General features: G+C 70.8%; 17 protein-coding genes. 13 read left to right on the top strand and 4 right to left on the bottom strand.

All coding sequences use genetic code 11. The annotated features are described in order from the left end of the window. Positions 1 to 25: 25 nt before the first annotated feature. Genes glgB through glgX form a run of 3 tightly spaced genes read right to left on the bottom strand, consistent with a single transcriptional unit; the run spans position 26 to position 6,596 of the window. Positions 26 to 2,263, bottom strand: coding sequence for a 1,4-alpha-glucan branching protein GlgB (gene glgB, locus ACFQS2_RS14175; RefSeq protein ID WP_377794151.1), 2,238 nt, complete (start codon positions 2,261 to 2,263; stop codon positions 26 to 28). Position 2,264: 1 nt separating this feature from the next. After that, positions 2,265 to 4,322, bottom strand: a complete 2,058-nt coding sequence (locus ACFQS2_RS14170; protein ID WP_377794150.1) for a maltotransferase domain-containing protein — start codon at positions 4,320 to 4,322, stop codon at positions 2,265 to 2,267. A 51-nt stretch (positions 4,323 to 4,373) separates the two neighbouring features. Further along, positions 4,374 to 6,596 (bottom strand): glycogen debranching protein GlgX, encoded by a 2,223-nt coding sequence (glgX, locus tag ACFQS2_RS14165; protein ID WP_377794149.1) that lies wholly within the window; start codon positions 6,594 to 6,596, stop codon positions 4,374 to 4,376. Positions 6,597 to 6,728: 132 nt separating this feature from the next. Here glgX and ACFQS2_RS14160 point away from each other — a divergent pair, with 132 nt between their 5' ends. From ACFQS2_RS14160 to ACFQS2_RS14130, 7 genes are read left to right on the top strand one after another with little or no spacing between them, the layout of a single operon-like run. Next, entirely contained in the window at positions 6,729 to 7,850 is a 1,122-nt protein-coding gene (locus ACFQS2_RS14160) for an AAA family ATPase (RefSeq protein ID WP_377019795.1), read from the top strand. A gap of 55 nt (positions 7,851 to 7,905) precedes the next feature. Beyond that, a complete protein-coding gene (locus ACFQS2_RS14155; RefSeq protein ID WP_377794148.1) occupies positions 7,906 to 8,802 on the top strand; it encodes a DUF58 domain-containing protein in 897 nt (298 codons plus the stop codon). Then, positions 8,789 to 9,298, top strand: coding sequence for a hypothetical protein (locus ACFQS2_RS14150; protein ID WP_377794147.1), 510 nt, complete (start codon positions 8,789 to 8,791; stop codon positions 9,296 to 9,298). The genes ACFQS2_RS14155 and ACFQS2_RS14150 overlap by 14 nt, the downstream gene beginning before the upstream one ends. Next, positions 9,289 to 10,311, top strand: coding sequence for a VWA domain-containing protein (locus tag ACFQS2_RS14145; RefSeq protein WP_377019798.1), 1,023 nt, complete (start codon positions 9,289 to 9,291; stop codon positions 10,309 to 10,311). Before ACFQS2_RS14150 ends, ACFQS2_RS14145 begins: the two co-directional genes overlap by 10 nt. Next, positions 10,311 to 11,306: a VWA domain-containing protein gene (locus tag ACFQS2_RS14140; protein WP_377019799.1), complete on the top strand. Its 996-nt coding sequence runs from the start codon at positions 10,311 to 10,313 to the stop codon at positions 11,304 to 11,306. Before ACFQS2_RS14145 ends, ACFQS2_RS14140 begins: the two co-directional genes overlap by 1 nt. After that, positions 11,303 to 12,256 carry a hypothetical protein gene (locus ACFQS2_RS14135; RefSeq protein WP_377019800.1) on the top strand — a complete coding sequence of 318 codons (954 nt, stop codon included), beginning with the start codon at positions 11,303 to 11,305 and terminating at the stop codon, positions 12,254 to 12,256. Before ACFQS2_RS14140 ends, ACFQS2_RS14135 begins: the two co-directional genes overlap by 4 nt. After that, a complete protein-coding gene (locus tag ACFQS2_RS14130) occupies positions 12,250 to 13,437 on the top strand; it encodes a cysteine desulfurase family protein (protein ID WP_377794146.1) in 1,188 nt (395 codons plus the stop codon). Before ACFQS2_RS14135 ends, ACFQS2_RS14130 begins: the two co-directional genes overlap by 7 nt. A gap of 40 nt (positions 13,438 to 13,477) precedes the next feature. Here the strand turns inward: ACFQS2_RS14130 and ACFQS2_RS14125 are convergent, their stop codons facing one another. After that, positions 13,478 to 15,268 (bottom strand): DUF222 domain-containing protein, encoded by a 1,791-nt coding sequence (locus tag ACFQS2_RS14125; protein WP_377794145.1) that lies wholly within the window; start codon positions 15,266 to 15,268, stop codon positions 13,478 to 13,480. A 683-nt stretch (positions 15,269 to 15,951) separates the two neighbouring features. Between ACFQS2_RS14125 and mnmA the strand changes: the two genes are divergently transcribed. The 6 genes from mnmA (at position 15,952) to ACFQS2_RS14095 (ending at position 23,831) form a co-directional block, all read left to right on the top strand. Beyond that, on the top strand, positions 15,952 to 17,043 hold the full coding sequence (gene mnmA, locus ACFQS2_RS14120; protein WP_377794144.1) for a tRNA 2-thiouridine(34) synthase MnmA: 1,092 nt from the start codon (positions 15,952 to 15,954) through the stop codon (positions 17,041 to 17,043). Further along, a complete protein-coding gene (locus tag ACFQS2_RS14115; protein WP_377794143.1) occupies positions 17,040 to 18,164 on the top strand; it encodes a hypothetical protein in 1,125 nt (374 codons plus the stop codon). Before mnmA ends, ACFQS2_RS14115 begins: the two co-directional genes overlap by 4 nt. A 202-nt stretch (positions 18,165 to 18,366) precedes the next feature. Beyond that, complete coding sequence (locus tag ACFQS2_RS14110; RefSeq protein ID WP_377794142.1) at positions 18,367 to 20,946, top strand: TIM-barrel domain-containing protein; 2,580 nt, start codon at positions 18,367 to 18,369, stop codon at positions 20,944 to 20,946. Between the two features lie 4 nt (positions 20,947 to 20,950). Continuing rightward, positions 20,951 to 22,012 carry a TRAP transporter substrate-binding protein gene (locus ACFQS2_RS14105; RefSeq protein ID WP_377794141.1) on the top strand — a complete coding sequence of 354 codons (1,062 nt, stop codon included), beginning with the start codon at positions 20,951 to 20,953 and terminating at the stop codon, positions 22,010 to 22,012. Further along, a complete protein-coding gene (locus tag ACFQS2_RS14100; protein ID WP_377019807.1) occupies positions 22,009 to 22,527 on the top strand; it encodes a TRAP transporter small permease in 519 nt (172 codons plus the stop codon). Before ACFQS2_RS14105 ends, ACFQS2_RS14100 begins: the two co-directional genes overlap by 4 nt. After that, a complete protein-coding gene (locus ACFQS2_RS14095; protein WP_377794140.1) occupies positions 22,527 to 23,831 on the top strand; it encodes a TRAP transporter large permease in 1,305 nt (434 codons plus the stop codon). Before ACFQS2_RS14100 ends, ACFQS2_RS14095 begins: the two co-directional genes overlap by 1 nt. Positions 23,832 to 23,853: the final 22 nt, after the last annotated feature.

Below are 23,853 nucleotides of genomic sequence, written 5' to 3'. Positions count from 1 at the left end.
CGGGCCGGGCGCCCCGGGGCGGCTCTCAGGTCTCCCGCAGCCGCTGCGGCGCCAGGATCACGGCGCCCAGCGGCGGCACGGCCAGGCGCACCGAGTGCTCGCGGCCGTGGACCGGCAGGGACTCGGCGTCGACCCGTCCGAGGTTCCCGATCCCGCTGCCGCCGTAGACCGGCGCATCGGTGTTCAGCAGCTCGAGCCACGTCCCGCCCTCGGGCAGCGGCACCCGGTACTGGTGCCACGGCTCGGGGGAGAAGTTCAGGACCACCACCACCGGCTCGCCGGCGTCGTTGCGCCGCACGAACGCGATCGTGTTGTGGCCGGCGTCGTCCCCGATCAGCCACTCGAAGCCGCCCGGGTCCTGGTCGCGCTCGTACAGCGAGGACAGCTCGGCCTGGAGCGCGTTGAGGTCGGTGACCAGCTGCTGGGCCCCACGGTGGAGCGGGTACTCCAGCAGCCACCACGGCAGGCCGTCCTGCTCGGACCACTCGGTGCCCTGGGCGAACTCGCTGCCCATGAACAGCAGCTGCTTGCCGGGGTGGGTCCACTGCAGCGCCAGGTACGCGCGCAGCGAGGCCGCCTGCTGCCACTCGTCGCCCGGTGCCTTGCGCAGCAGGGAGCCCTTGCCGTGGACCACCTCGTCGTGGCTGATGGGCAGGACGAAGTTCTCGGAGTACTGGTAGACCATCGAGAACGTCAGCTCGCCGTGATGGTACTGACGGTTGATGGGGTCCTCGCCGAGGTAGACGAGGGTGTCGTGCATCCACCCCATGTTCCACTTGAAGTCGAAGCCGAGCCCGCCGGTGTCCGTGGAGGCGGTGACTCCGGGGAACGACGTGGACTCCTCGGCGATCATCACGATCCCGGGAGCACGCTTGGACGCGGTGGCGGTGGCCTCCTGCAGGAATGCGATGGACTCCAGGTCCTCGCGCCCCCCGTACTGGTTCGGCACCCACTGGCCGTCCTCGCGGGAGTAGTCGAGGTAGAGCATGGAGGCGACGGCGTCGACCCGCAGGCCGTCCACGTGGAACTCCTCGAGCCAGTAGCAGGCGTTGGAGACCAGGAAGTTGCGCACCTCGTGCCGTCCGGTGTCGAAGACGTAGGTGCCCCAGTCGGGATGCTCCCCCCGGCGGGGATCGGCGTGCTCGTACAGCGGGGTGCCGTCGAAGCGGGCCAGGGCCCATTCGTCCTTGGGGAAGTGGGCGGGGACCCAGTCCACGATCACCCCGATGCCGGCCCGATGCAGCGCATCGATCAGGTGGCGCAGCTCGTCCGGCGATCCCAGGCGCGAGGTGGGCGCGTAGTAGCCGGTGACCTGGTACCCCCAGGAGCCGCCGAAGGGATGCTCGGCCAGCGGCATCAGCTCGACGTGGGTGAAGCCGAGCTCGGTGACGTAGTCGACGAGCTCGGTGGCGAGCTCCCGGTAGCCCAGGCCCGGCCTCCAGCTGCCCAGGTGCAGCTCGTAGATCGACATCCGCGAGGAGACCGGGTCGTGGGAGGCGCGCTCGGCGAGCCAGGCGTCATCGCTCCACTCGAAGTCGCTGTCGGTGACGACGGAGCCGGTCGCGGGAGGCACCTCGGCCCGTCGGGCCATCGGGTCGGCCTTGTCCTTCCAGACCCCGTCGGCCCCCAGGATGCGGAACTTGTAGGTCTCGCCGACGCCGACCCCCGGCACGAAGATCTCCCAGATCCCGGAGGAGCCCAGGGAGCGCAGGGCGTGGCCGCGTCCGTCCCAGCCGTTGAAGCCGCCGACGACCTGCACGGCCCGGGCGTTGGGCGCCCAGACGGCGAAGGAGGTCCCCGCGACCTCGTCGATCGTGCGCACGTGCGCCCCCAGGGCCCGCCACAGCTCCTCGTGACGGCCCTCTCCGATCAGGTGCCGGTCGAGTTCGCCGACCGTCGGCCAGAAGCGGTACGGCTCCTCGTACTCGACGGGGGACTCCCCGCCGGCCCAGGTGACGCGCACCCGGTAGGAGGGGAGCTCGGCCATCGGCAGCGAGGCCACCCAGATGCCCTCGAACTCGTGCTCCATCGCGGCCGAGCTGCCGTCGGGCAGGAGCACCTCCACGGCCCGGGCGAAGGGCTTCAGGGTCCGCACCGTGACGCCGCCGTCGTACTCGTGGGCGCCGAGCACCGAATGGGGATCGTGATAGCTGCCGGCCGCGGTGGCGCCGCGCTCGTGGTCGCTCAGGGGCATCACCTGCGGGGCGGGGGGATGCGGCGCGGTGGGAGACGGTGAGGGGACGGGGTCTGTCGGGCCGGTCATGTCAGGCCTCCTCGGGGTGGATGATCCGCAGGATGTGCGCGGGCCGGTCGCTCGCGCTGAGGATGACGTAGGGATCCCGGGTCCAGGTGAAGCGCTCCGAGGTCATCAGGTCCTCGACCTCGAACGGGCGGTCGGGATCCTCGAGGCCGAGCTCGGCGGGATCCAGGTGCAGGGTGGTCCAGGCATCGCGGTCGTGCTCGGTGAGGGAGACGACGAGGATCGTGTCCGGTGCGCCGGTGCCGCTGGCGTGGGCGTCGAGATGCTTGGAGAAGACCAGCACCTGGGCATCGTCGGCCTCGTGGAAGCGGATCGCGGTCAGCGACTGCAGGGCGGGATGCTCGCGACGGATGCGGTTGAGATCCCTCAGCAGCGGCTGCAGGCTCGTGCCCGCGGCGAGGGCACCGGCGTAATCGCGCGGCTTGTACTCGTACTTCTCGTTGTCGATCTGCTCCTGCGCGCCCGGGCGCGGCACGTCCTCGACCAGCTCGTAGCCGCTGTAGATGCCCCACGTCGGCACCAGGGTCGCCGCGAGGATCGCGCGCCGCACGAAGGCGTTGCGCCCGCCGGAGGACATGAACGGGGTGAGGATGTCATGCGTGGTGGGCCAGAAGCTGGGACGCATGTACGGCGCCGCCGCGACCAGCTCCTCGAGGTATTCGCGCAGCTCCTCGGCCGTGTGCCGCCACGTGAAGTAGGTGTAGCTCTGGTGATAGCCGACCTTGCCCAGGGTGTGCATCATCGTGGGCCGGGTGAAGGCCTCGGCGAGGAAGATGACCTCGGGGTGCTTCTCGTCGAACTCCGCCAGCAGCTCCTCCCAGAACCGCACCGGCTTGGTGTGGGGATTGTCGACCCGGAACAGCGTCACGCCGCGGGAGACCCACAGCTCCAGCACGTCCCGGATCGCCGCGTACAGACCCTCGTAGTCGGTGTCGAAGCTGAGCGGGTAGATGTCCTGGTACTTCTTCGGCGGGTTCTCCGCGTAGGCGATGGTGCCGTCGGCCCGGACCGTGAACCACTCCGGGTGCTCGCTCACCCACGGATGGTCGGGGGAGCACTGCAGGGCGAGGTCCATGGCGACCTCGAGCCCCAACTCCTGCGCGCGGCCGACGAAGGCCTCGAAGTCCTCTTCGGTGCCCAGATCGGGGTGGATCGCGTCGTGGCCCCCGTCGGCCGACCCGATCGCGTACGGGGAGCCGGGATCGCCGGGCCGCGGATCCAGGGTGTTGTTGCGGCCCTTGCGGAACGTGGTGCCGATGGGGTGGATCGGGGTCAGGTAGGCGACGTCGAAGCCCATGTCCGCGATTCGCTCCAGCGACTTCGCGGCCGTGGCCAGGGTGCCTGAGACCCATCCGCGCTCGGGCTCGAAGCGGGCCCCCTCGGAGCGGGGGAAGAGCTCGTACCAGGAGCCGTACAGCGCGCGCCGGCGGTGGACGACCAGACGGTACGGGCCGGAGACGGTCACTCCCTCGCGCAGGGGCCGCTCGGCGAGCAGCCCGCGCAGATCCGCCGCCAGGGCGGGGGCCACGCGGGCCGATGCGGGCAGGCCCGGGGAGCGCAGGCTCTCCAGCGCCGCGCGGACCACCGGTCCGTCACCGGCGGGACGCTCGCCCGCCTCGACCTCGGCGAGCACCCGGGACAGGACCAGGGCGCCCTCGGCGCAGACCAGGTCGGGATCGATGCCCGCGGGGATCTTGACCTCCGCGGTGTGCGCCCAGGTGTCGTACGGCGCCGAGAACGCTTCGATGCGGAAGGACCAGTGCCCCGTGCGATCCGTGCGCACGGTCGTCTCCCACAGGTCGAGGCCGGGGTTGACCGACTCCATCCGCAGGCGCTGCTCCGCCCCGTCGGGGTCGGTCAGCACGGCCTGGACCCCCATCGCGTCGTGGCCCTCGCGGAAGGCGTTCGCGGAGATCGTCACCGTCTCGCCCTCGGCGCAGGAGGCCGGGAACCGCCCACCGTCGACGACGGGGCGGACGTCCATGATCGGGATCCGGCCGATGCCCGCGTCGAGGCCCGCCGGGCGCCGGTGACGAGGGATGGACTCGGTGGTCTCGGACATGGCCTCTCCTGCCTGACACCTCGGTGTCTGCGTCGGACGCGGTGACGGTCCTCACGATAGCTGTTCGCGGACCTCCCCCGGGTCGTCGGCGGTGATCCCGAGGACCACCACGCTGGCCGGCTCCACCACGACCGCGCGGTCGCGCACCGGAGCGGCGGGCAGATCGTCCTGGCGCTCGAGCGCGGTGTCCAGGAGCACGCGGGCCCGGCCCTGCGGCCACGGCGGGCCCGGCAGCTGCACGGTGGTGGCCTCCGCCTCGGCCGAGAGGATCACCAGCAGGTGCTGGGATCCCTCACGGCCGGGCACCGCAGGACGGAGCATGGCCAGCAGGTGCCGGGACGGGTCCATCCATGCCGCATGGTCCAGCTCCTGCCCGTCGGCCCCGAACCATGCCACCGCTCCCGCATCCAGGGCGGCGGGATCTGCCGGGCGCAGGAAGTGGGGCGAGCGCAGCTGGGGATGCTCACCGCGCAGCGCCAGGACGCGCTTGACCGTCTCACGCAGGGGACCGGGCCTCCACGGGACCCACGAGATCTCGTTGTCCTGGCAGTAGGCATTGTTGTTGCCCTGCTGGGTGCGGCCCATCTCGTCCCCGGCCGTCAGCATCGGGGTCCCGGACGCCAGCAGCAGGGTGGCGAGCATGCCGCGGGCGGTGCGACGGCGGGACGCCTCGAGCTGGTGATCCTCGGGCCCGGCCTCTCCCTCGTGGCCGTGGTTCCAGGAACGGTTGTCGGAGGTGCCGTCGCGGTTGTCCTCGCCGTTGGCCTGGTTGCGCTTGGTCTCGTACACGGTGAGATCGCGCAGGGTGAAGCCGTCGTGGGCGGTGACGTAGTTGATCGATGCCCACGGCGAACGGAGGCTGCGGCCGGGCGGCAGCTGCTCGGGGTCCTGCCCGGTCAGCAGATCGCTGGAACCGGCGAGACGGGTCGCGAGGTCGCGCACGCCGCCGATGCCGTCCTCGCCGGTGCGTGCGCGCTGGGCGCGGTCGGAGAGCCAGAAGGCCCGCACGTCATCGCGGAAGGCGCCGTTCCATTCGGCGAACGGCACCGGGAAGCCGCCGGTCTGCCAGCCGCCGGTGCCGACGTCCCACGGCTCGGCGATCAGCTTGACCCCGCGCAGCACGGGGTCGGTGACGATCGCGCGCAGCAGGGGATGGTCGGGCCGGAAACCGCGGTCCTCGCGACCCAGCGTCGCGGCCAGGTCGAAGCGGAACCCGTCGACGTGGACCTCGCTGACCCAGTAGCGCAGCGAGGCCAGGATCAGGTCCATCACGTGCACCGAGCGCGGATCCAGGGTGCCCCCGGTGCCGGTGACGTCGACGAAGGTGCCCTGGTCCATCCAGTAGTACTCACGGTTGTCCAGCCCGCGCAGGGACAGGGCCGGCCCGTCGGCCCCGCCCTCGGCGGTGTGGTTGTAGACCACGTCGAGGATCACCTCGAGGCCCGCGGCGTGCAGGCTGCGCACCATGGTCTTGACCTCGTCGAGCACGGCCTGCGCGCCGGCGTTCTGGGCGGCGGCCGTGGCCAGCGACGGCTCCGGGGCGAAGAACGACAGCGTGGAGTAGCCCCAGTAGTTCGGCAGTCCCAGCCGGGTCAGGTGCGGCTCGTCCATCGCGGCATGGATCGGCAGCAGCTCGACGCTGGTCACGCCCAGGTCGCGCAGGTGGCCGGTGACCGCGGGGTGGCCGAGTCCGGCGTAGGTGCCGCGCTGCTCGGCCGGGACGTCGGGGTGCAGCCGGGTCAGTCCCTTCACGTGCGCCTCGTACAGCACGGTGGCGTCCCAGTCGACCAGCGGACGCAGGTCGTCCTGCCAGTCGAAGGCGTCGGAGACGACGACGGACCACACCGCGTCCTCGCCGTCGTCGATGTCGCTGGCCACCGGCGGGTCGCCGACGCGATCCAGCATCGCGTCCACCTCGAACGGGAAGAAGTAGCTCAGCAGCGGCGAGGAGTGCGACACGCCGCGGGCCCACGGGTCCAGCAGCAGCTTGCGCGGGTTGGACAGCAGGCCCGCCGCGGGATCCCACGGGCCATGGACCCGCAGCCCGTACCGCGTGCCCGGGAGCATGCCGGTGACGTGGTCCCAGCGCAGGCCGCCGTCGAAGTGCCGCAGACGCACCCGGCGCTCGGCGGTGCCCTGGCGGATGCACAGATCCACCGCACCGGCGCGCGGGGCCGCTACGGCGAAGGTGCCGCGTCCCTGGTCGTCCACGGAGAGTCCGGGGGCGGTGGGTGCGACCGGGGGCGTGGCGCGGTCGAAACGATCTGCTAGCACCTGCGCATTCTGCCACTGCACCTTCTCCCACCGCTGCCCGCGGACGCGGCGACACCGCCGGAGCCCACTGCCGTTAGGATCGACGCGGACCAGCAGGCACAACAGGTACGCACGACGGGGGAGCCGCAGCGCATGAGCAATCCACCGAGCCAGCAGGCAGCACCAGCTGGACCTCCCGGCGCAGCCCCGGGCCCCGGCCGGCCCGGTCAGGGCGGGTCCGCTCAGGGCGGGCCGCAGCGACGGCCCGGTGACTTCGCCCCCTCCTCGTCGGCGATCCCGCCCGCCGATCTCGAGCGCAGCTCCTCGATCGTCTCCACCATCGCGAAGGTCTTCCAGTCCCGCGTGGTCGGCCAGGAGAACCTGCGGCTGACCCTGCTGACCGCCCTGGCCGCCGGCGGCCACGTGCTGCTCGAGTCCGTGCCCGGCCTGGCCAAGACGACCGCCGCCAGTGCACTGGCCTCATCGATCACCGGGTCGTTCGCGCGCATCCAGTGCACCCCGGACCTGATGCCGAACGACATCATCGGCACGCAGATCTTCAACTACGGCTCCGGCACCTTCACCACCCAGCTGGGTCCGGTCCACGCCAACGTCGTGCTGCTGGACGAGATCAACCGCTCCAGCGCCAAGACGCAGTCGGCCATGCTCGAGGCGATGCAGGAGCGCCAGACCTCCATCGGCGGCGAGGTGTACCACCTGCCCGAACCGTTCATGGTGCTGGCCACCCAGAACCCGATCGAGGAGGAGGGCACCTACGTCCTGCCCGAGGCGCAGATGGATCGCTTCCTCATGAAGGAGATCCTGACCTACCCGCGGCCGGGCGAGGAGCACGAGATCCTCGACCGCTCGACCTCGGGCAGCCTGACCGGGCCCCGGGAGGCCCTGGGCAACGTCTCGCTGGAGGACGTGCAGTTCCTGCAGTCGATGGTCGACGCCGTCTATGTCGATCCGGCCGTGAAGCGGTACATCATCGACCTGGTCTTCACCACCCGCGGCTCCGGTCCGCGCCCGGTGCCGAACCTGACGCAGTCCGTGCGCGTCGGCGCCAGCCCCCGCGGCTCCCTCGCGCTGATGCGCGTGGGGCAGGCGCACGCGCTGCTGCAGGGGCGCGACTACGTCACCCCCGACGATGTGCGGGCCATGCGCTACGGGGTTCTGCGCCACCGGCTCGTGCTCACGTTCGACGCCCTGGCCAGCGGGGTCAAGCCCGAGCAGATCATCGACGCGGTGTTCCACGCCGTGCCGATGCCCTGAAGCCGACCCTTCCCCGACCCCTTCCCACGACACGGACGGAGCGCGCGAGAACTCGATGGCCACCTCGTTGCTGACCCGGGTCAAGGCCCGGGTCGACCTGCACACCTCGAACCGGGCGCGCGGGCTCATCCAGGGCCGCGGACGCTCCCTGTTCAAGGGCAGCGGCGAGGACTTCGACGACCTGAAGTACTACCAGCCCGGGGACAAGATCTCCGACATCGACTGGAAGGCCACCGCCCGCTCCGGTGAGCCCCTGATCCGGCAGTTCAACGAGGAGCGGGTCCGCCACCTCTCGATCGTGGCCGACACCTCTTCCGCGATGGCCGCCACCGCGGCCGACGGCACCTCCAAGCGGGAGGCGATGGTCCTCGCCGCGGGAATGATCTGCTTCCTCGCGCAGAAGAACGGGGACCTGACGGGACTGGTCGCGGGCGACGAGCGCCGCCCGATCCAGCTGCCCTCCCGGTCCAGCGACGGCCACCTCGAGCTGCTGCTGCGCAGCATCCAGCAGGGCACCACCACCGCCTCGTCGGCCCCGGACAGCGCCTGGCTGCTGGAGCGGGCCTTCCGCGTCACCAAGCATTCGACGCTGATGACGATCATCACCGACGAGGCCCGACCCTCGGTGGAGGACTTCACCTTGCTGCGGCGCCTGACCACGCGGCACGACGTGATGGTCATCCGCGTCGCCGACGCCGACCCGTTGCAGCGCACCGACCTGGACCACGACGTGGTCGACGTCGACAATCCCCGTGAGGTGGCGTCCCTGGTGCGGACCTCCAAGCGGGTCGCGCGGGACGTCGAGGCGTACCGGCGGGCGCGGCGGGACGGGATCACGGAGATGCTGGACCGGCTGCACGTCAGCCACATCCTCACCCAGGGCGAGACCACCGTGGTCGAGGACATGATCGCCATGCTCCGGGCGAGGGAGTACCGCCATGCCCGTGCCTGACCTGCTGCTGGCCTCGCCGATGCTGGCCGAGCCCGCCCCGCCGGAGATCATCGACCCGCCCCAGTACTCCGTCGCCTGGATCATCCTGGCCGTGCTGTGCCTGCTGGTGATCACGGCGCTGGTCCTGGGCACCCTGAAGATCACCCGTGCCATCGAGAAGCGCATCGCCTTCCGTCGGCGCCCCAGCGACGTGGAGAACCTCAAGGCCGAGTTCCTGCGCGCCGTCAACGACATCGCGGATCGGCACGACGCCGGCGACGTGGGCGCTCGCGAAGGCCATCATGAGCTGACCGGGGTGATGCGACGCTTCGTGCGCCGCACCACGGGCCACGACGTGACCAGCCAGGACATCACCACGCTGAGAGCGGACCCGCGCACCCGCGAGGTGGGAACCCTGATCGCGGACCTGTACGAACCCGATTTCGCGATGGCCTCGGACGCCGACCTGCGTGAGTCCGTGCGCCGCGCGAGGGAGGTGATCCGGCAATGGTCATGATCTTCTGGTGGGTCACCGCCCTGCTGCTGCTGGCCGCGCTGGCGGTCTGGGCGATCACGTTCTGGAACCGACGCGCGATGCGCAAGTCTCCCGTCCTGGTCGCCAACTCGCGGTACATGGACCGCATCCCCAGCTTCGTGCGCGCCCAGCGCATGGCCCGCGCGGTGCGGGTGCTGCAGGTGAGCATCGCCGTGATCGGCGTGCTCGCCGCCTCGCTGCTGTCGGGGCGGATCGCCACCGAGCGCATCGAGACGCCCGAGTTCTCCTCGCGCGACATCGTGCTGTGCCTCGACGTCTCCGGCTCGATGTACGAGTACGACACCGAGATCCTGCAGACCTTCGCCGAGATGGTGGACAACTTCCAGGGCGAGCGGGTGGCGCTGACGATCTTCAACTCGACCAGCCGCACCGTCTTCCCGCTGACCAACGACTACGACCTGATCAAGCGCGAGCTCGAGGAGGGCGCCGAGGCGATCGACTTCGACGAGTTCGGCTATCGCCTGGGTACCCGTGACTACTCCGATGAGAAGGTCCGCCAGTACGTGGAGTTCGTCGAGGGCACCCGCGGCATCGCCGATCAGGCGTCGATCGTGCCGGACGGCCTCGCCTCCTGCGGCATGGAGTTCGACCAGGCCGAGGAGGATCGCTCGCGCTCGATCATCTTCGCGACCGACAACGAGGTCAACGGCGAGCCGATCTACACTCTCCAGGAGGCCACCGAGGCCGTCGCCGGGCGCGATATCGACCTCTACACGTTCTACCCCGGGGCGTACGAGTGCGGCCCCGAATGCTTCGAGGAGCTCAAGACGGCCACCGAGGATCAGGACGGGGAGCTGTACGAATCCTCCGATCCGGAGGCGATCCCCTCGATCATCAACGAGATCCAGAAGACGCAGGCCGAGACGATGGGGGCCTCGCCGACAGTCGTGCGCACGGACCACCCGGGCCTCGGGTTCGTGCTGACCTTCCTCTCCCTGATCGGCATCCTGGTGCTGGGCTGGAGGGCTCGCTGATGCGCCTGGAGCACCTGATCCCGCTGTGGGCGAGCATCCCGCTGTTCGGCGCGATGACGATCTTCTGCGTCGTGCTGCTGATCCGGCGCCCGCGGCAGCGCGTGGCGTGGATGCGCCGGCTGCTGATGGTCCTGCTGCTGCTGGTGGTGGCGCTGCGACCGGTGACCCCGCTGGAGAGCGAGCAGACCGAGCGGATGAACGCCAACGTGTTCTTCGTCGTCGACCGCACCGGCTCCATGAACGCCGAGGACTACAACGGGGACCAGCCGCGCCTCGAGGGCGTCAAGGCCGACATGAACCGCATCATGGGCATGACCGAGGGATCGCGGTACTCGATCATGTCCTTCGACTCGACGGCCACCCAGCAGCTGCCGCTGACCACCGACGCCGGTGCGGCTCGGGCCTGGGTGGACACGCTGACGACGGAGCCCACCGCGTACTCCAAGGGCTCCAATGTGGACCGTCCTCTCGAGCAGCTGCAGGTCGAGCTGTCCGAGACCGCGCGCGAGGACCCGGAGTCGCAGATCCTGGTGTACTTCCTCTCCGACGGGGAGAACACCGACGAGCGGGAGTCGGAGTCGTTCAGTCCGCTCGCCCAGTTCGTCGACGGCGGGGGAGTGCTCGGGTACGGCACTGCCGAGGGTGGCCCGATGAAGGCCGAGGGCGGCCCCGAGGACGGCGAGTACATCACCGATGACAGCGGTCAGAGGGGGATCTCGAAGATCGACGAGGAGCAGCTCCAGACCATCGCCGGCGAGATGGGGGTGCCGTATCTGCACCGGGATGATCCGGAGGCGCCGATCGAGGGCACAATGGACGATGTCACGCTGCGGCCGATCCCCATGGAGTCCTCCCGCGACGTGGCGAGCTTCGATGACTGGTACTGGATCGCCTCGATCCCGCTCGCAGCCCTGCTGATCTGGGAGCTGGGGGAGATGACCTACAGACTTCCGCGCAAGCTGGATCGTCACGACATCTCAGGAGCGCAGAGATGAGCACACCGATCGCGGAGAGGCCGCGCACGGAGCAGTCCGCGCCCGCGGGCCCGCCGCCTGCGCTGGCGCAGGACACCAGCGGCAGGCCGAAGGACTTCGGGCTGAACGTGCGCCGTCTCCGGCGGACGCGGATGATCGTGTTCGCGATCCTGGCGCTGCCGATCCTGCTGCTGGCGCTGTTGGCCGCGAAGTTCATCTCCATGCCGATCACGCAGGCCACCCATCTCTCCGCGTACGGGGACGAGGAGTACCCGGTGGCCATCGAGCGGCTGGCGCCGGTCGAGTTCCTGAACTGGTTCGAGCCGTATCTGCCGCACCTGTCCAAGGGGACCGTGCTGCTGCAGCAGGGCGAGGACGCCGCTGCCGAGGAGGAGCTGCGCACCGCGCTGGAGGAATGGGAGAGCTCGAGCGACCTCAACGCGCCCATGCACGCCCAGTGCAAGATCATCAACAACCTCTCGATCGCCATCGAGCGCCAGGCAGACCAGATCGAGGATCCCCAGGCCCGCGCCGATCGCCTGTACGAGGCCGAGGAGATGCTCGCCGCCTGCGGTGGTGGCGGCGGTGGCGGCGACGGCGAGGGCCAGGGCGGCCAGGGCGGCGGCTCCGGGAACGAGGAGTCCGAGACCACCGAGGAGAACGGCGAACGGGTCGAGGAGAAGCGCCGCGAGGCCGACGAGGAGGCCGGCAACGACCCCGACGAGCGCGGCTCCGAAGGAGGCAGCGAGGGCGAGGGCGAGGAGCCCGGCGGTGGCGAACCGCCGCCCCCGGGCGACCCGAGCCGGGAGGATCCCGAAGGGGACGGCCCTGAGGAGGAGGCTCCCACCGAGGGCGACGGGGAGCAGCAGGAGAAGGACGACGAGCTCGAGGAGCGCAACAAGGACGCCCAGGGCGGCGAGGGCGAGGACGAGCCCAGCGGATCGGAGCAGGATCCGGCGAAGCCATGGTGAGCGACCCCGACGAGCGCGCATACCTCGACCATGCGGCGACCACCGTGCTGCGGCCGGTCGCGCGCGACGCCTTCCTGGAGGCTTCGACGGTGCGTGGCAATCCGTCCTCGGTGCACTCCTCGGGACGCCGCGCCCGCGCTGTGCTGGACGAGGCCCTCGAGACCATCGCGGGGCTGCTCGGGGTTCCCCGCAGCTGGCTGATCATGACCTCGGGAGGCACCGAGGCCGACAACCTGGCGATCCGCTCGGTACCGCTCGGCGTGATGGCGAAGGAACCGGCTCGCACGGCCGTGGCCGTGGCTGCGACCGACCATCCCGCGGTGGTCGCCACGGCGAGATCGCTGGCGTCGCTGACGCCGCCGGTCCAGGCGCGTGTGCTCGATGTCGATGCGCGGGGCCTGCTGCGTCCGGGGTCGGTGAGCGAGACTCTGGCCGACGGCGCTGTGAGCGTGGTCAGCGCGGCGCTGGTGAACAACGAGACCGGGGCACGTCAGGACATCGCTGCGCTCGCCGCAGCGGCGCGACCCCACGGGACCCTGGTCCATACCGACGCGGTCCAGGGCGCGGGCCACGTCCAGCTGCCGTCTTTCGAGGACGTCGACCTGATGTCGCTGTCCGGTCACAAGATCGGGGCGCCCGTGGGCGTAGGGGTGCTGGTGGCGAAGCCGGAGGTGCCGTTCGGCGTCGCCAGCACCGGCGGCGGCCAGCAGCGCGGGGTGCGCTCGGGAACGCTGGACGCGGCGCAGGCCTCGGCATTCGCGGCAGCCCTGCGCGAGACCCTGGCGGAACGGGACCGAGAGGGCCGGCGCGTGCAGGCGCTGGCCGACAGGCTCCGAGCCGGCATCCGCGAGATCGATCCCAGCGCGCGGTTCACCCTGCCGGAGGACTCCCCGACGTCGCCCCATATCCTTCATGTCGTGTTCCCGGGGGCCGATTCGGATTCGCTGCTCTTCCTGCTGGATGAGCGCGGGGTGGACTCCTCGGCCGGATCGGCCTGCTCGGCGGGGGTCACTCAGGCGAGCCCCGTCCTCGCGGCGATGGGCTTCACGGGCCCCCAGACCCGCGGCGCGCTGCGGTTGTCGCTGGGATGGACCAGCACGGATCATGACATCGACGTGCTTCTCAGTGCGCTGCCGGAATCACTGGAGAAGGCCCGCGCGGTGGGAGCGCTGCTCGGCTGAGCTCTCTCGGTCGGGTCGTGAGTTCCCCCGGCTCGGCACGTCAGAACTGCGGGGACTGTCCCGGATTGCGGAGCGGGACGCGGTCCCACGTCTCGTGGCGGCGGTGGTCCCGTGTGCTGTGCCGGAGCCGAAGCTGCACGTTGTGCAGGTGGACGGCCGTGATCTCGGTGGGCGTCCCGGTGCCGCGGTGTTCCGGGCATCGGTGCGGACACCGAGACGCTCGGTCAGGACGTTCCGGCGACGCTGGCCCGTCGGCCTGCCCGGTCTGCCCGGTCTGCCCGGCCTCGGTAGCGTCGGCAGCAACGCCGGGGTCCTCGGTGCCACGGGTACCACCGCTGCTCAGCGGGCCGGGGCGGTGGGGGAGCAGCGCCGCCAGCTCGCTCGGAGTGGGGGTGACGTCGACGGTCGAACCGTACCGGGTCCGCCACCGCACGCGATGGCGACCGTCGCCGACGGCCGAGCCCGTCGGCCGAGCGGTGAGCTGCTGGTTCTCCTTGTCGTTGCACCGCGCGCACAGTCCATTGCCGTTATCGAGGCTGGTCGCGCCGTCTCTGCTGTGCGGCTGGATGTGGTCATCGTGGCGGATCTCGGCGTTGCAGAACGGACCCGAACAGGTCATCGACCGCCATCGCAGGAAGCGCGAGAGGCCGTGGGGAAACGCTCGCGCACGCGACTCGACGGCGACCAGCTCGCCACTGGTGGGATGGGTGTAGAGGCGGCGCAGCGTGGCGCGGAGCGCCGCGTCTTTCGCGCGCTGCGCACCGTCCACGTGCGCGCCGCCCGCATCCGGACCGTCGACGTCTGGATCGCCCGCGTCGCTATCCGACTCTTGGGTCGCCCGGCGTAGGGACGCGCTGACCTGTGAGACCGGTACGGCGCCGTAGCCCTCGATGAGAGCCGGCTCGGAATTCTGCGGGCAGAACAGGGCGCGATCGGTGATGATCACGCCGATGTCGAGCTTCACCGGATCGACCCCGTCGCTGCGGCCGACCAGTGCGTCCGCCGCGGTATCCGCCATGATCGCGCTGTGGCCCCGGGTGTCCCCGGCGGCGCGGAGCTTCTCGCCCTCGAGGCTGAGACGGGCACGGGCGGCGGAGGCATCGAGCGCAGTGGTCGTGATGGCCAGCGTGGCCATCCCGTTCTCGCGAGCGCGCAGGGTGACATTCCGGTGGCGCCGCGCGACCTCGTGTCGCCGCTCCTCGCCGTCGGCGTCCACGAGCTGGGTGATCGCCTCGATCTCGCGACGCCACTGCCGCTGCCCCGCGCCGGCGAGCTCGCCGAGCCGTGCCGTGAGCGCCTGATCGACCTCACCCCTCTGCGTCGGATCCAGGGGCGCGACAGCCTGCCCGGCGGCATAGGCCTTCTCGGCGTCGATATCGCCCTCGGCCAGAGCAGACAGCACGCCTGGCAGGTTCCGGACCAGGCGCCGAGAAGCCTTCATCCGACGAGATGCCGCGGACGGCGAGATGCGCGAGACCACGGAGACCTCGCGGGTCGAGACACGATCCGTCGACTCGGACTCCTCGCCCGAACCATGGGCGTCCCGGCTCACCGCTGCCGCCAGTGCATCAGTCGCACGGATCTCCACCGCGGCGACAGCTGTCGTCAGCGACCGGAGACGGTCCAGGAGATCGAGCAACGACTCGGCGTCGAGCGCCGAGTCGTTGCCGGGTGACAGGGAGTCGGAGCCCAGCGATCCGACCCGGCCGAGGGCATCGGTGACGCCCTCGAGGTCGTACGCTCCCACCGTCGTGGCGCCGGCGCCCGCGCGGATGACGGGCCGGCCGGCCGCATCGGCCGTCTGCTCGTGATCATCCGTGTGGTGGGTCATGGCTCCAGTATCGAACGCCAGAACGAAATAGTCAACGATTCTGGTTCCTCGGAGCAAAAATGTGGACGAAGATGCGGTGGGGAGGAAAGGTGGCGGTGTCCGGGTGTGCAACGACGGTGATTCCCGGGCGTCGGATCCCGCTGCGCTCTGCTGCCGCAGCCCGAGGTCGCTGGCGCGGAACCGTCCGCGAATGGCACTTGCGGAGGCGCGGCACCGTGTTCCGCTCACGGAAAAGACGTCCCTGCAACACCGCAAAGAAGATTGTGGATAAGGGGTCAATGTGGAGGGGTCGGTATTGGCGGTGGCGTGACGTCCACAGGGGCATTGCTGTGCTGGAGATATTGCTGTGCTGGAGCCATTGCTGCGCCGTGCCAGGGCCCCACAGGAACGCGAGCGGTGCGCAACAGGTCGATCCACGAAAGCGGCCATCCGAATCGGCGTGCGCCGCCGCCCGGCGCCGGGCACGGACCTCACCCGGCGTAGGGCACGGGCGCCGCCCGGCGCCGGAGTGCGGGGCGCCGGCCACGAAGGGAGCACGAGGGGAGAGCGATCGCACGCGCGAGGCGGCTGACATCACGCTCGCCGGCCGGTCCGGGGACCTTCACGATCCGTACACTCGACAGGGTGCACAGGCGGATGGTGGCCCAGTGGAGGCGGACGGTGACCCAGGAGGTGGAAGCGGCATGAAGGTGCTGGCAGCGATGAGCGGCGGCGTCGATTCGGCAGTGGCCGCGGCCCGAGCCGCGGACGCCGGGCACGAGGTCGTCGGCGTGCACATGGCGCTGTCGAAGAACCGCGACCAGAGCCGCACCGGCTCGCGCGGCTGCTGCACCGTCGAGGACGCCTCCGATGCCCGTCGTGCGGCCGACCGCATCGGCATCCCGTATTACGTCTGGGACCTCTCCGACGACTTCCACGATCTCGTGGTCGAGGACTTCCTGTCCGAGTACGCCGCCGGCCGCACCCCCAACCCCTGCGTGCGCTGCAACGAGCGCATCAAGTTCGCCTCCCTCATGGAGCGCGCGACGCTGCTCGGCTTCGACGCCGTCTGCACCGGTCACTACGCCTCCATCCGCGCCGACGGGCCCGATGGCGCCCCCTCGCTGCACCGTTCGCGGAACATGGACAAGGACCAGTCCTACGTCCTGGCGGTCATGGGGCCCGAGGCCGTCCGCCGCTCCGTCTTCCCGCTCGGCGAGTTCGAGACGAAGGAGGAGGTGCGCGCCGAAGCCAGGGCACGCGGCCTCGGCGTCTCGACCAAGCCCGACAGCTACGACATCTGCTTCGTCGCCGACGGGGACACCCGCGGTTTCCTCGAGCGCAATCTCGGCGAGGCCCCCGGGGAGATCCTCGACGAGGCCGGCGCCGTGGTCGGCTCCCACCGGGGCACCCACGGATTCACCATCGGCCAGCGCAAGGGCCTGGGCATCGAACATCCCGCGCCCGACGGTGCGCCGCGCTACGTCGTCGACATCGACCCCACCTCGCGCCAGGTCGTGGTCGGTGCCGCCGAGCTGCTCTCCACCCGCGAACTGATCGCCGGTGACGTGGTCTCCTTCGAGCCGCTGGAGGTGGGCCGCCGGGTCACCGCACAGATCCGCGCCCACGGCGAGGCCACCCCGGCGACGATCCTCGAGGCGCCGGCGGGCGGTCAGGACTCCAGCCTGCGCGTGCAGCTCGAGACCCCGATCCGCGGCGTGGCCCCCGGCCAGACCCTGGTGCTGTACGACGAGGATCGCGTCCTCGCCGCCGCCACCCTCGAGCGCCGCGCATGAGCCACCTGGTCACCCTCACCGGGGACGGCACCTTCCGGGCACCTGCGGCCGCCGACGCCGCCCGGTACGACGTGCCCGAGGACCCTCATCTCGCGGCGCTGATGCGGATCCGGGCCCTGCTCGGTGACGATCTCGAGGAGCAGATCGCCGCCCGGCCCTACCTCCCCTCAGCGCTCGGCACCGATGACACGGATCATCTGCTGCCCGCGACCCTCGCGCTGCTCGCCGAGACCACGGGAGACCTGGTCAGCTACGGATGGCGGCTCGGTCCGGGCGTGGGCCGAGCCTGGCAGCACGCCCGGGAGCTGCGCGAGCGCACCCTCGATGCCGCCCGCGTCGCGCTGCTGGGGTACGAGGGGCCGCTGTCGACGACGGCGCTGGGCCCGGCCACCCTGGCCGGCGCCACCTTCCTGCCGTCGGGGGAGCGCACCCTCGCCGACCCCGGCGCCGTGCGCGACCTGCCGATGCTGCTCGCCGAGGGCGTCACCGACCACCTCGATCTGCTCCGCGAGCGGGTGCCGGGCGCGCAGCCGCACCTGCTGCTGCGGGAGGACGCCGTGGCGGCCGTCTCCGCCGGGCTCATCAGCACCCCGTCGGGCCGCAGCCGGTACCCCGCCGTCCCAGCGCCCGAGATCGGTGTGCTGTGGCGCTGCCTCCTCACCGCCCTCGAGGAGGGCGGGCTGGACGCGGAGTCGGTCACGATCGGCGTCGGCGCGGACCATGGTCTCCTGCGCGCCGCTCGCGAGGCCGGCGCACGCCGGATGGCCTTCGCGCCTCGCCAGCTGCCGTCCCTGGACACGGCCTCGGGGCGCAGGCTGTGGGAGGGCCTGGCCGAGGCGCACGATGCCGGGTGCCGCTTCGAGCTCGTCGTCGACCCGCGCGCCGGCGGGAGCATGGCGCGTGAGCTCGACCAGCTGCTGGAGATCTGGCACCGGCTGGGCCATACCGACGCCGACGCCGCCGGCTTCACCCTGATCGCGCACACCGGCGCCTCGCACGACGTGCAGGCGGGGCGCGTCGATCCCTCGAGCCAGCCGGAGCGGTCCACGCTGCTCGACGAACCCTCGCTCGAGGCCCTGCTGCGCGCCGCTCCCGCATGGGCGGCACGCGTCAGCTCCTGAGCGCCCCGCGCACGCAGCACGATCGGTCAAATTCGGGCCGGTCATGATCACGATCCGTGGAGAACGGGGTGATCTCCCCGCCTAGGCTGGCGTCGGACGCCATAGCCGCGCGCATCGATCTGCACTGACGCACCCGCAACGACGTGGACAGCATCGACGACGCGGCCCGGCACTGCCCGACGATTCCGATGGAGGACGAGCCATGCGCACGAGCACCCAGGTGCAGCGGGTCGAGCTGGACGGGAACGGTGTGCTCCGTGTGGTCACCGAAGGCGTCGAGATCCGGCTGCTCATGATGACCCCGGACATCGTGCGGATCCGCGCGGGCTTCGACGGGGACTTCGCCGAGCAGTCCTACAGCCTCACCACCACCGCCTGGCAGGACCGCCTCGATCCGGTGCTGGGGGAGGAGCGCACGCGCATCGCCCCGGTCCCCGTGCAGCTGGAGGAGACGGACGGGACGGCCGTGCTCATCGGCCCCCGGCTGCGCGTCGAGGTGCGCCGCTCCCCGCTGGAGATCCGCGTGCTGGACGCCGACGGCAGCGTGCTGCACGCCGATGTGCCCTACATCGGCTACCGCGAGGACACCAACCACCGCCGGATCCACACCAGCCGGCTCGAACCGGGCGACGCCTTCGTCGGCTTCGGCGAGACCACGGGCGAGCTCGACAAGGCCAAGCAGCTGGTCTCCCTCAGCCCGCGCGACAGTCTCGGCTACGACGCCCGACGCAGCGCACCGCTGTACAAGCACATCCCGTTCTACCTCAAGGTCAATCGCGATTCCCGCCAGGCGGTCGGGTACTTCTACCACGGCGCCCGCGACGTCTCCTTCGACCTGGGCCGCTCGCACAGCAACTACTTCCCCCACCACACCCAGATGATCGCCGACGGCGGCGACGTCGATCTGTTCCTCATCGCCGGCCCGCAGATCCGCGATGTCGTGGCCCGGTACACCGAGCTCACCGGACGTCCGCCCGTGCTGCCCCGCCAGGCACTGGGCTATCTCGCCTCTTCCATGTACTACGCCGAGCTGACCTCCGGCAGCGACCGGGCCATCACCCGGTTCGTCGATCTCGCCGGTGAGCACGGGATCCCGGTGGACGGCTTCCAGCTCTCCAGCGGCTACACCACCCAGCAGACGGCCGACGGCGCCAAGCGCTGCGTGTTCACCTGGAACCAGGAGCGCTTCCCCGATCCCGCCGGCTTCTTCTCCGCCATGGACGAGCGCGGCGTCGTCGTCTCCCCGAACGTGAAGCCCGGCGTGCTCACGGTCCACCCGCGGCGCGCCGAGTTCGCCGAGCGCGACGTGTTCGTCGGGGCCAGCGACGACGCCCTGGGCCAGGCCGCGACCACCGCCCCCGCGCTGTCCGTGACCGGCGGGGGAGAGGCGGACCCCGACGCCCCGCGCCCGCCCGCGGTCGGCGCCTGGTGGGGCGGACCGGGACACTTCGTCGACTTCACCTCCCCGCGAGCCCGGGACGCCTGGAAGCAGTGGCTGACGGACTCCGTGCTCGCCCAGGGCACCGCCTCGGTCTGGAACGACAATTGCGAGTACGAAGGCGTGCTCGACATGGACTCCGAGGTCGACGGGGACGGCGCCCCGAGCACACTCGCCGAGGTGCGCAACGTGATGGCCAACCTCATGTGCCGCGTCACCCAGGACGCCATCACCGAGGCCCACCCCGACCAGCGCCCCTACATCGTCTGTCGCGCCGGGCACGCCGGGATCCAGCGCTACGCCCAGACCTGGGCCGGGGACAACTCGACCTCCTGGGAGACCCTGCGCGCCAATATCGCCACCATCCTGGGCATGAGCCTGTCCGGCGTCGCCAACCAGGGGTGCGACATCGGTGGTTTCCACGGGCCCCGGCCCGAGCCGGAGCTGCTGCTGCGCTGGGTCCAGCACGGCATCTTCCAGCCCCGCTTCTCCATCCACTCCGTGAACTCCGACAACACCGTCACCGAGCCGTGGATGTACCCCGAGACCACCGGGCCGATCCGCGAGGCGATCAACCTGCGCTACCGGCTGATGCCCTACCTGTACTCGCTGATGGTCCGCGCCTCCCGCGAGGGCGCCCCGATCATGGAGCCGCTGATCAGTGCGTTCCAGCACGACGTCGAGGGCTACGACACCACCGACACCTTCATGCTGGGCGACTCCCTCCTGGTGGCCACGGTGCTCGAGAAGGGCGCCACCACCCGCACGGTCCGCTTCCCGGCCGACGAGGCGTTCTACGACCTCGCCACCCGGACGCGGCACGAGGGAGGCACGACGGTCACGGAGCCGGTGGGCTGGGACTCGATCCCGCTGTACATCCGCGCCGGCGGCATCATCCCGATCGCTGTCGAGCAGCCGACCTCGCTGGTGCGCGACGAGATCCGGACCCTGCGGCTGATCTGCGCCCCCGAGCGGGACGGACGGTTCGTCCTGCACGAGGACGACGGCCGCACCCGAGCGCACGAACGCGGCCAGCGCCGCGAGAGCGTCGTGACCATGACCTCCGGCTCCACCGTGCGCATCACCCTCGAGCGCTCCGGCCCCTACCGCAGCGCCGTGCAGGCGTTCCGGTTCGACGTCATCCATCCCGAGCGCGCCCCGCTGCACGTCCGGGCGAACGGACGGAGCCTCGAGCACCGTCCGGAGGCCGCCGACTTCGAGGGCCACGACAGCGGCTGGTACTACGACGCCGCGCTCGGATCGGTCCAGATCGCACTGCCCGACGACGGGGACGATCTCGACCTCGAGATCTCCTTCGAGACCTTCGACATGATCGGAATGTGAGGCCATGACGACCCTCCGCCACGATCCCGCGACGCCGCGCCTCGGACGGCGCGCCCTGCTGCTGGGGGCGCCGCTGGCCCTGGCGAGCTGCAGCGCTCGCAGCACGCAGCTGACCAGCGCGGCCGCGAGCAGCAGCCGGCCGCTGGTGCTGCGCCTGGCCCACAACCTCAATGACCAGCACCCCACCTCGGTGGCGATCGCCGCGTTCGCCGATGCCGTGGCCGAGCGCAGCCAGGGCCGCATCCGGGTCGACATCTACGCCAACGGTCAGCTGGGCTCCGAGACCGCCGTGCTCGGCCAGCTCACCCAGGGCATCGTCGACATCACCCGCGTCGCGAGCCCCGGCCTGGCCGGCTACCACGCCGGCTACCACGCCTTCGGCCTGCCCTACGTGTTCGACTCCGAGGAGCAGATGCACGCCGTGATGGATTCCGAGCAGATGGCGGAGTTCTACCGCTCCACCCTGGACCGCGGATTCGTGGGCCTGACCCACTACTCCTCCGGAGCGCGCTCCTTCTACACCCGCGCGAGCCCGGTGCGCAGCCCCCAGGACGTGGTGGGGCTGAAGATCCGGGTCCAGGACATGCGCTCCCAGACCGATCTCATGGAGCAGCTGGACGCCGCACCGGTGGTGATGGCCTTCGGTGACACCTACACCGCGCTGCAGACGGGCCTGATCGACGGGGCCGAGAGCAACGAGACGGTTCTGACCGACAGCGCCCACGGCGAGGTCGCCAAGGTCTTCTCGCGCACCGAGCACACGCGCATCCCCGACCTGATGCTCATCAGCTCCGACGCCTGGGAACGGCTCGAGAGCGGGGATCAGGACCTCATCGTCGAGGCGGCCCGACAGTCCTCGCAGGACCACCGGATCGCCTGGGCCGAGGCCATCGAAACCGCGGAGGCCGACGCGCGGGACATGGGCGTCGAGTTCGTCGACGACGTCGAGACCGACGCGTTCCGCGAGGCCACCCGGCCTGTGGTCGACCGGTTCGCCGAGGAGCATCCCGAGGTCGCGGAGCTGCTGGAGACCATCGAACAGGTCAGTGAGGAGTCACGCGCATGAACGCCTCCGCCGACACCGTCCATCGCCTCCGCCGGGTGCTCGCCGGCACTCTGCTGTGGTTCGCCGTCGCCCTGCTGGTGCTGATGACGGCCCTGGTGCTGTACCAGGTCTTCACCCGGTACGTGCTCGGCAGCCCCGTCGCCTTCACCGAGGAACTGGTCCGCTACGCGCTGATCTGGGTCTCCTTCGTCGGCGCGACCTATGCCTTCCTCCAGCGCGAGCACATGGCGCTGACCATCGTGCGCGACCGGCTCCCCGTCCGCGCCCGGCGCGGACTCGTCCTGGCCATCGACCTGCTGATCCTCGCGCTCGCCGTGCTCGTCCTCGGCATCGGCGGCGCGATGCTCGCCTGGGATTCGCGGGAGAACATCTCCGCCCTGCTGGGCATCTCCCGCGGCCTCGTCTACCTCATCGGCCCGATCACCGGGGCGGCCATCGCCCTGGCACAGGTGCTGAACATCCTCGACCTCGTCCGCACCCCGCTCGAGGCGACCGCCCCGAAGGAGGCCGAGTGATGGACCCGCTGCTCGCAGCCCTCGCCCTGTTCGGCACCTTCGTGGTGCTGCTCGCCCTCGGTGTGCCGATCTCCGTCGGCATCATCGTCTCCGCCTTCGTCACCGCCCTGCTGATGCTGCCCTGGGCGGACACCACCTTCGTCGTCGGCCAGCAGATGAGCATGGGCGTGGAGAGCTTCTCGCTGCTCGCCGTGCCCCTGTTCATCCTCGCCGGCAACATCATGAACAACGGCGGCATCGCCCAGCGGCTGGTGGACCTGGCCCTGGTGATCTCCGGCCGCGTCCCCGGGTCCCTGGCCCACACCAACGTGCTGGCCAACATGCTGTTCGGCTCCCTGTCGGGATCCGCCGTGGCCTCGGCCGCCGCGATCGGCGGGACCCTGCACGAGCGCCAGCGGAAGGAGGGGTACGACCCCGCCTACTCGGCGTCGGTGAACATCGCCTCGGCCTCCGTGGGCCTGCTGATCCCGCCGACGACGGCCGCGATCGTCTACTCCACGGTCGCCGGCGGGGTGAGCGTCTCGGCGCTGTTCATGGCCGGCTACGTGCCGGGCATCCTGATGGGCCTGGTGGTCATGCTGATCGCGTTCGTCGTCGCCCGCCGCCGCGGCTACCGCAGCAGCGAGCGCGTGGGCCTGCGCCAGGGGCTGACCGTGCTCGGTCGCGCCATTCCTTCGCTGCTGCTGGTGGTCGTGGTCGTCGGCGGCATCGTCGCCGGCATCTTCACCGCGACCGAGGGCGCGGCGGTCGCGGTCGTGTACTGCCTGGTGCTCTCGCTGATCTACCGCTCCCTGGACAGCACGTCGCTGACGCAGATCGCGGTGCGGACGGTGAGCTCGACCGGCGCGGTGATGCTGCTGATCGCCGCGTCCTCCGCGATGGCATGGGTGATGGCCTTCACCGGCATCCCCTCGGCGATCACCGACGCGCTGGTGGCGACCACCGACTCGCGCGTGGCGATCCTCGCCCTGATGCTCGTGATCATGCTGGTCGTGGGAACGTTCTTGGACATCACGCCCGCGATCCTGATCTTCACCCCCATCTTCCTGCCCATCGCCACCGAGCTGGGGATGGATCCTGTCCACTTCGGCATGGTGCTGATCCTGGCCATGTGCATCGGCACCATGACCCCGCCGGTGGGCTCGGTGCTGTTCGTGGCCACCGGTGTCGCGGGCGTGCGGATCGAGGACGTCGTCCCGCGGCTGCTGCCCTACTTCGCCGGATTGGTGGTGCTCCTGCTGCTGATCACCTACGTCCCCGCGCTCTCGCTCGGGATCCCGGGCATGCTGGGGCTGCTGGAGTAGGCACCCCGGGGAAGGGATCGAT

This window comes from Brachybacterium sp. GCM10030267 (assembly GCF_042666875.1).
GTDB lineage: Bacteria > Actinomycetota > Actinomycetes > Actinomycetales > Dermabacteraceae > Brachybacterium.
The sequence above is the reverse complement of the archived record's forward strand: the minus strand, read 5'-3'. Positions and strand labels throughout refer to the sequence as shown.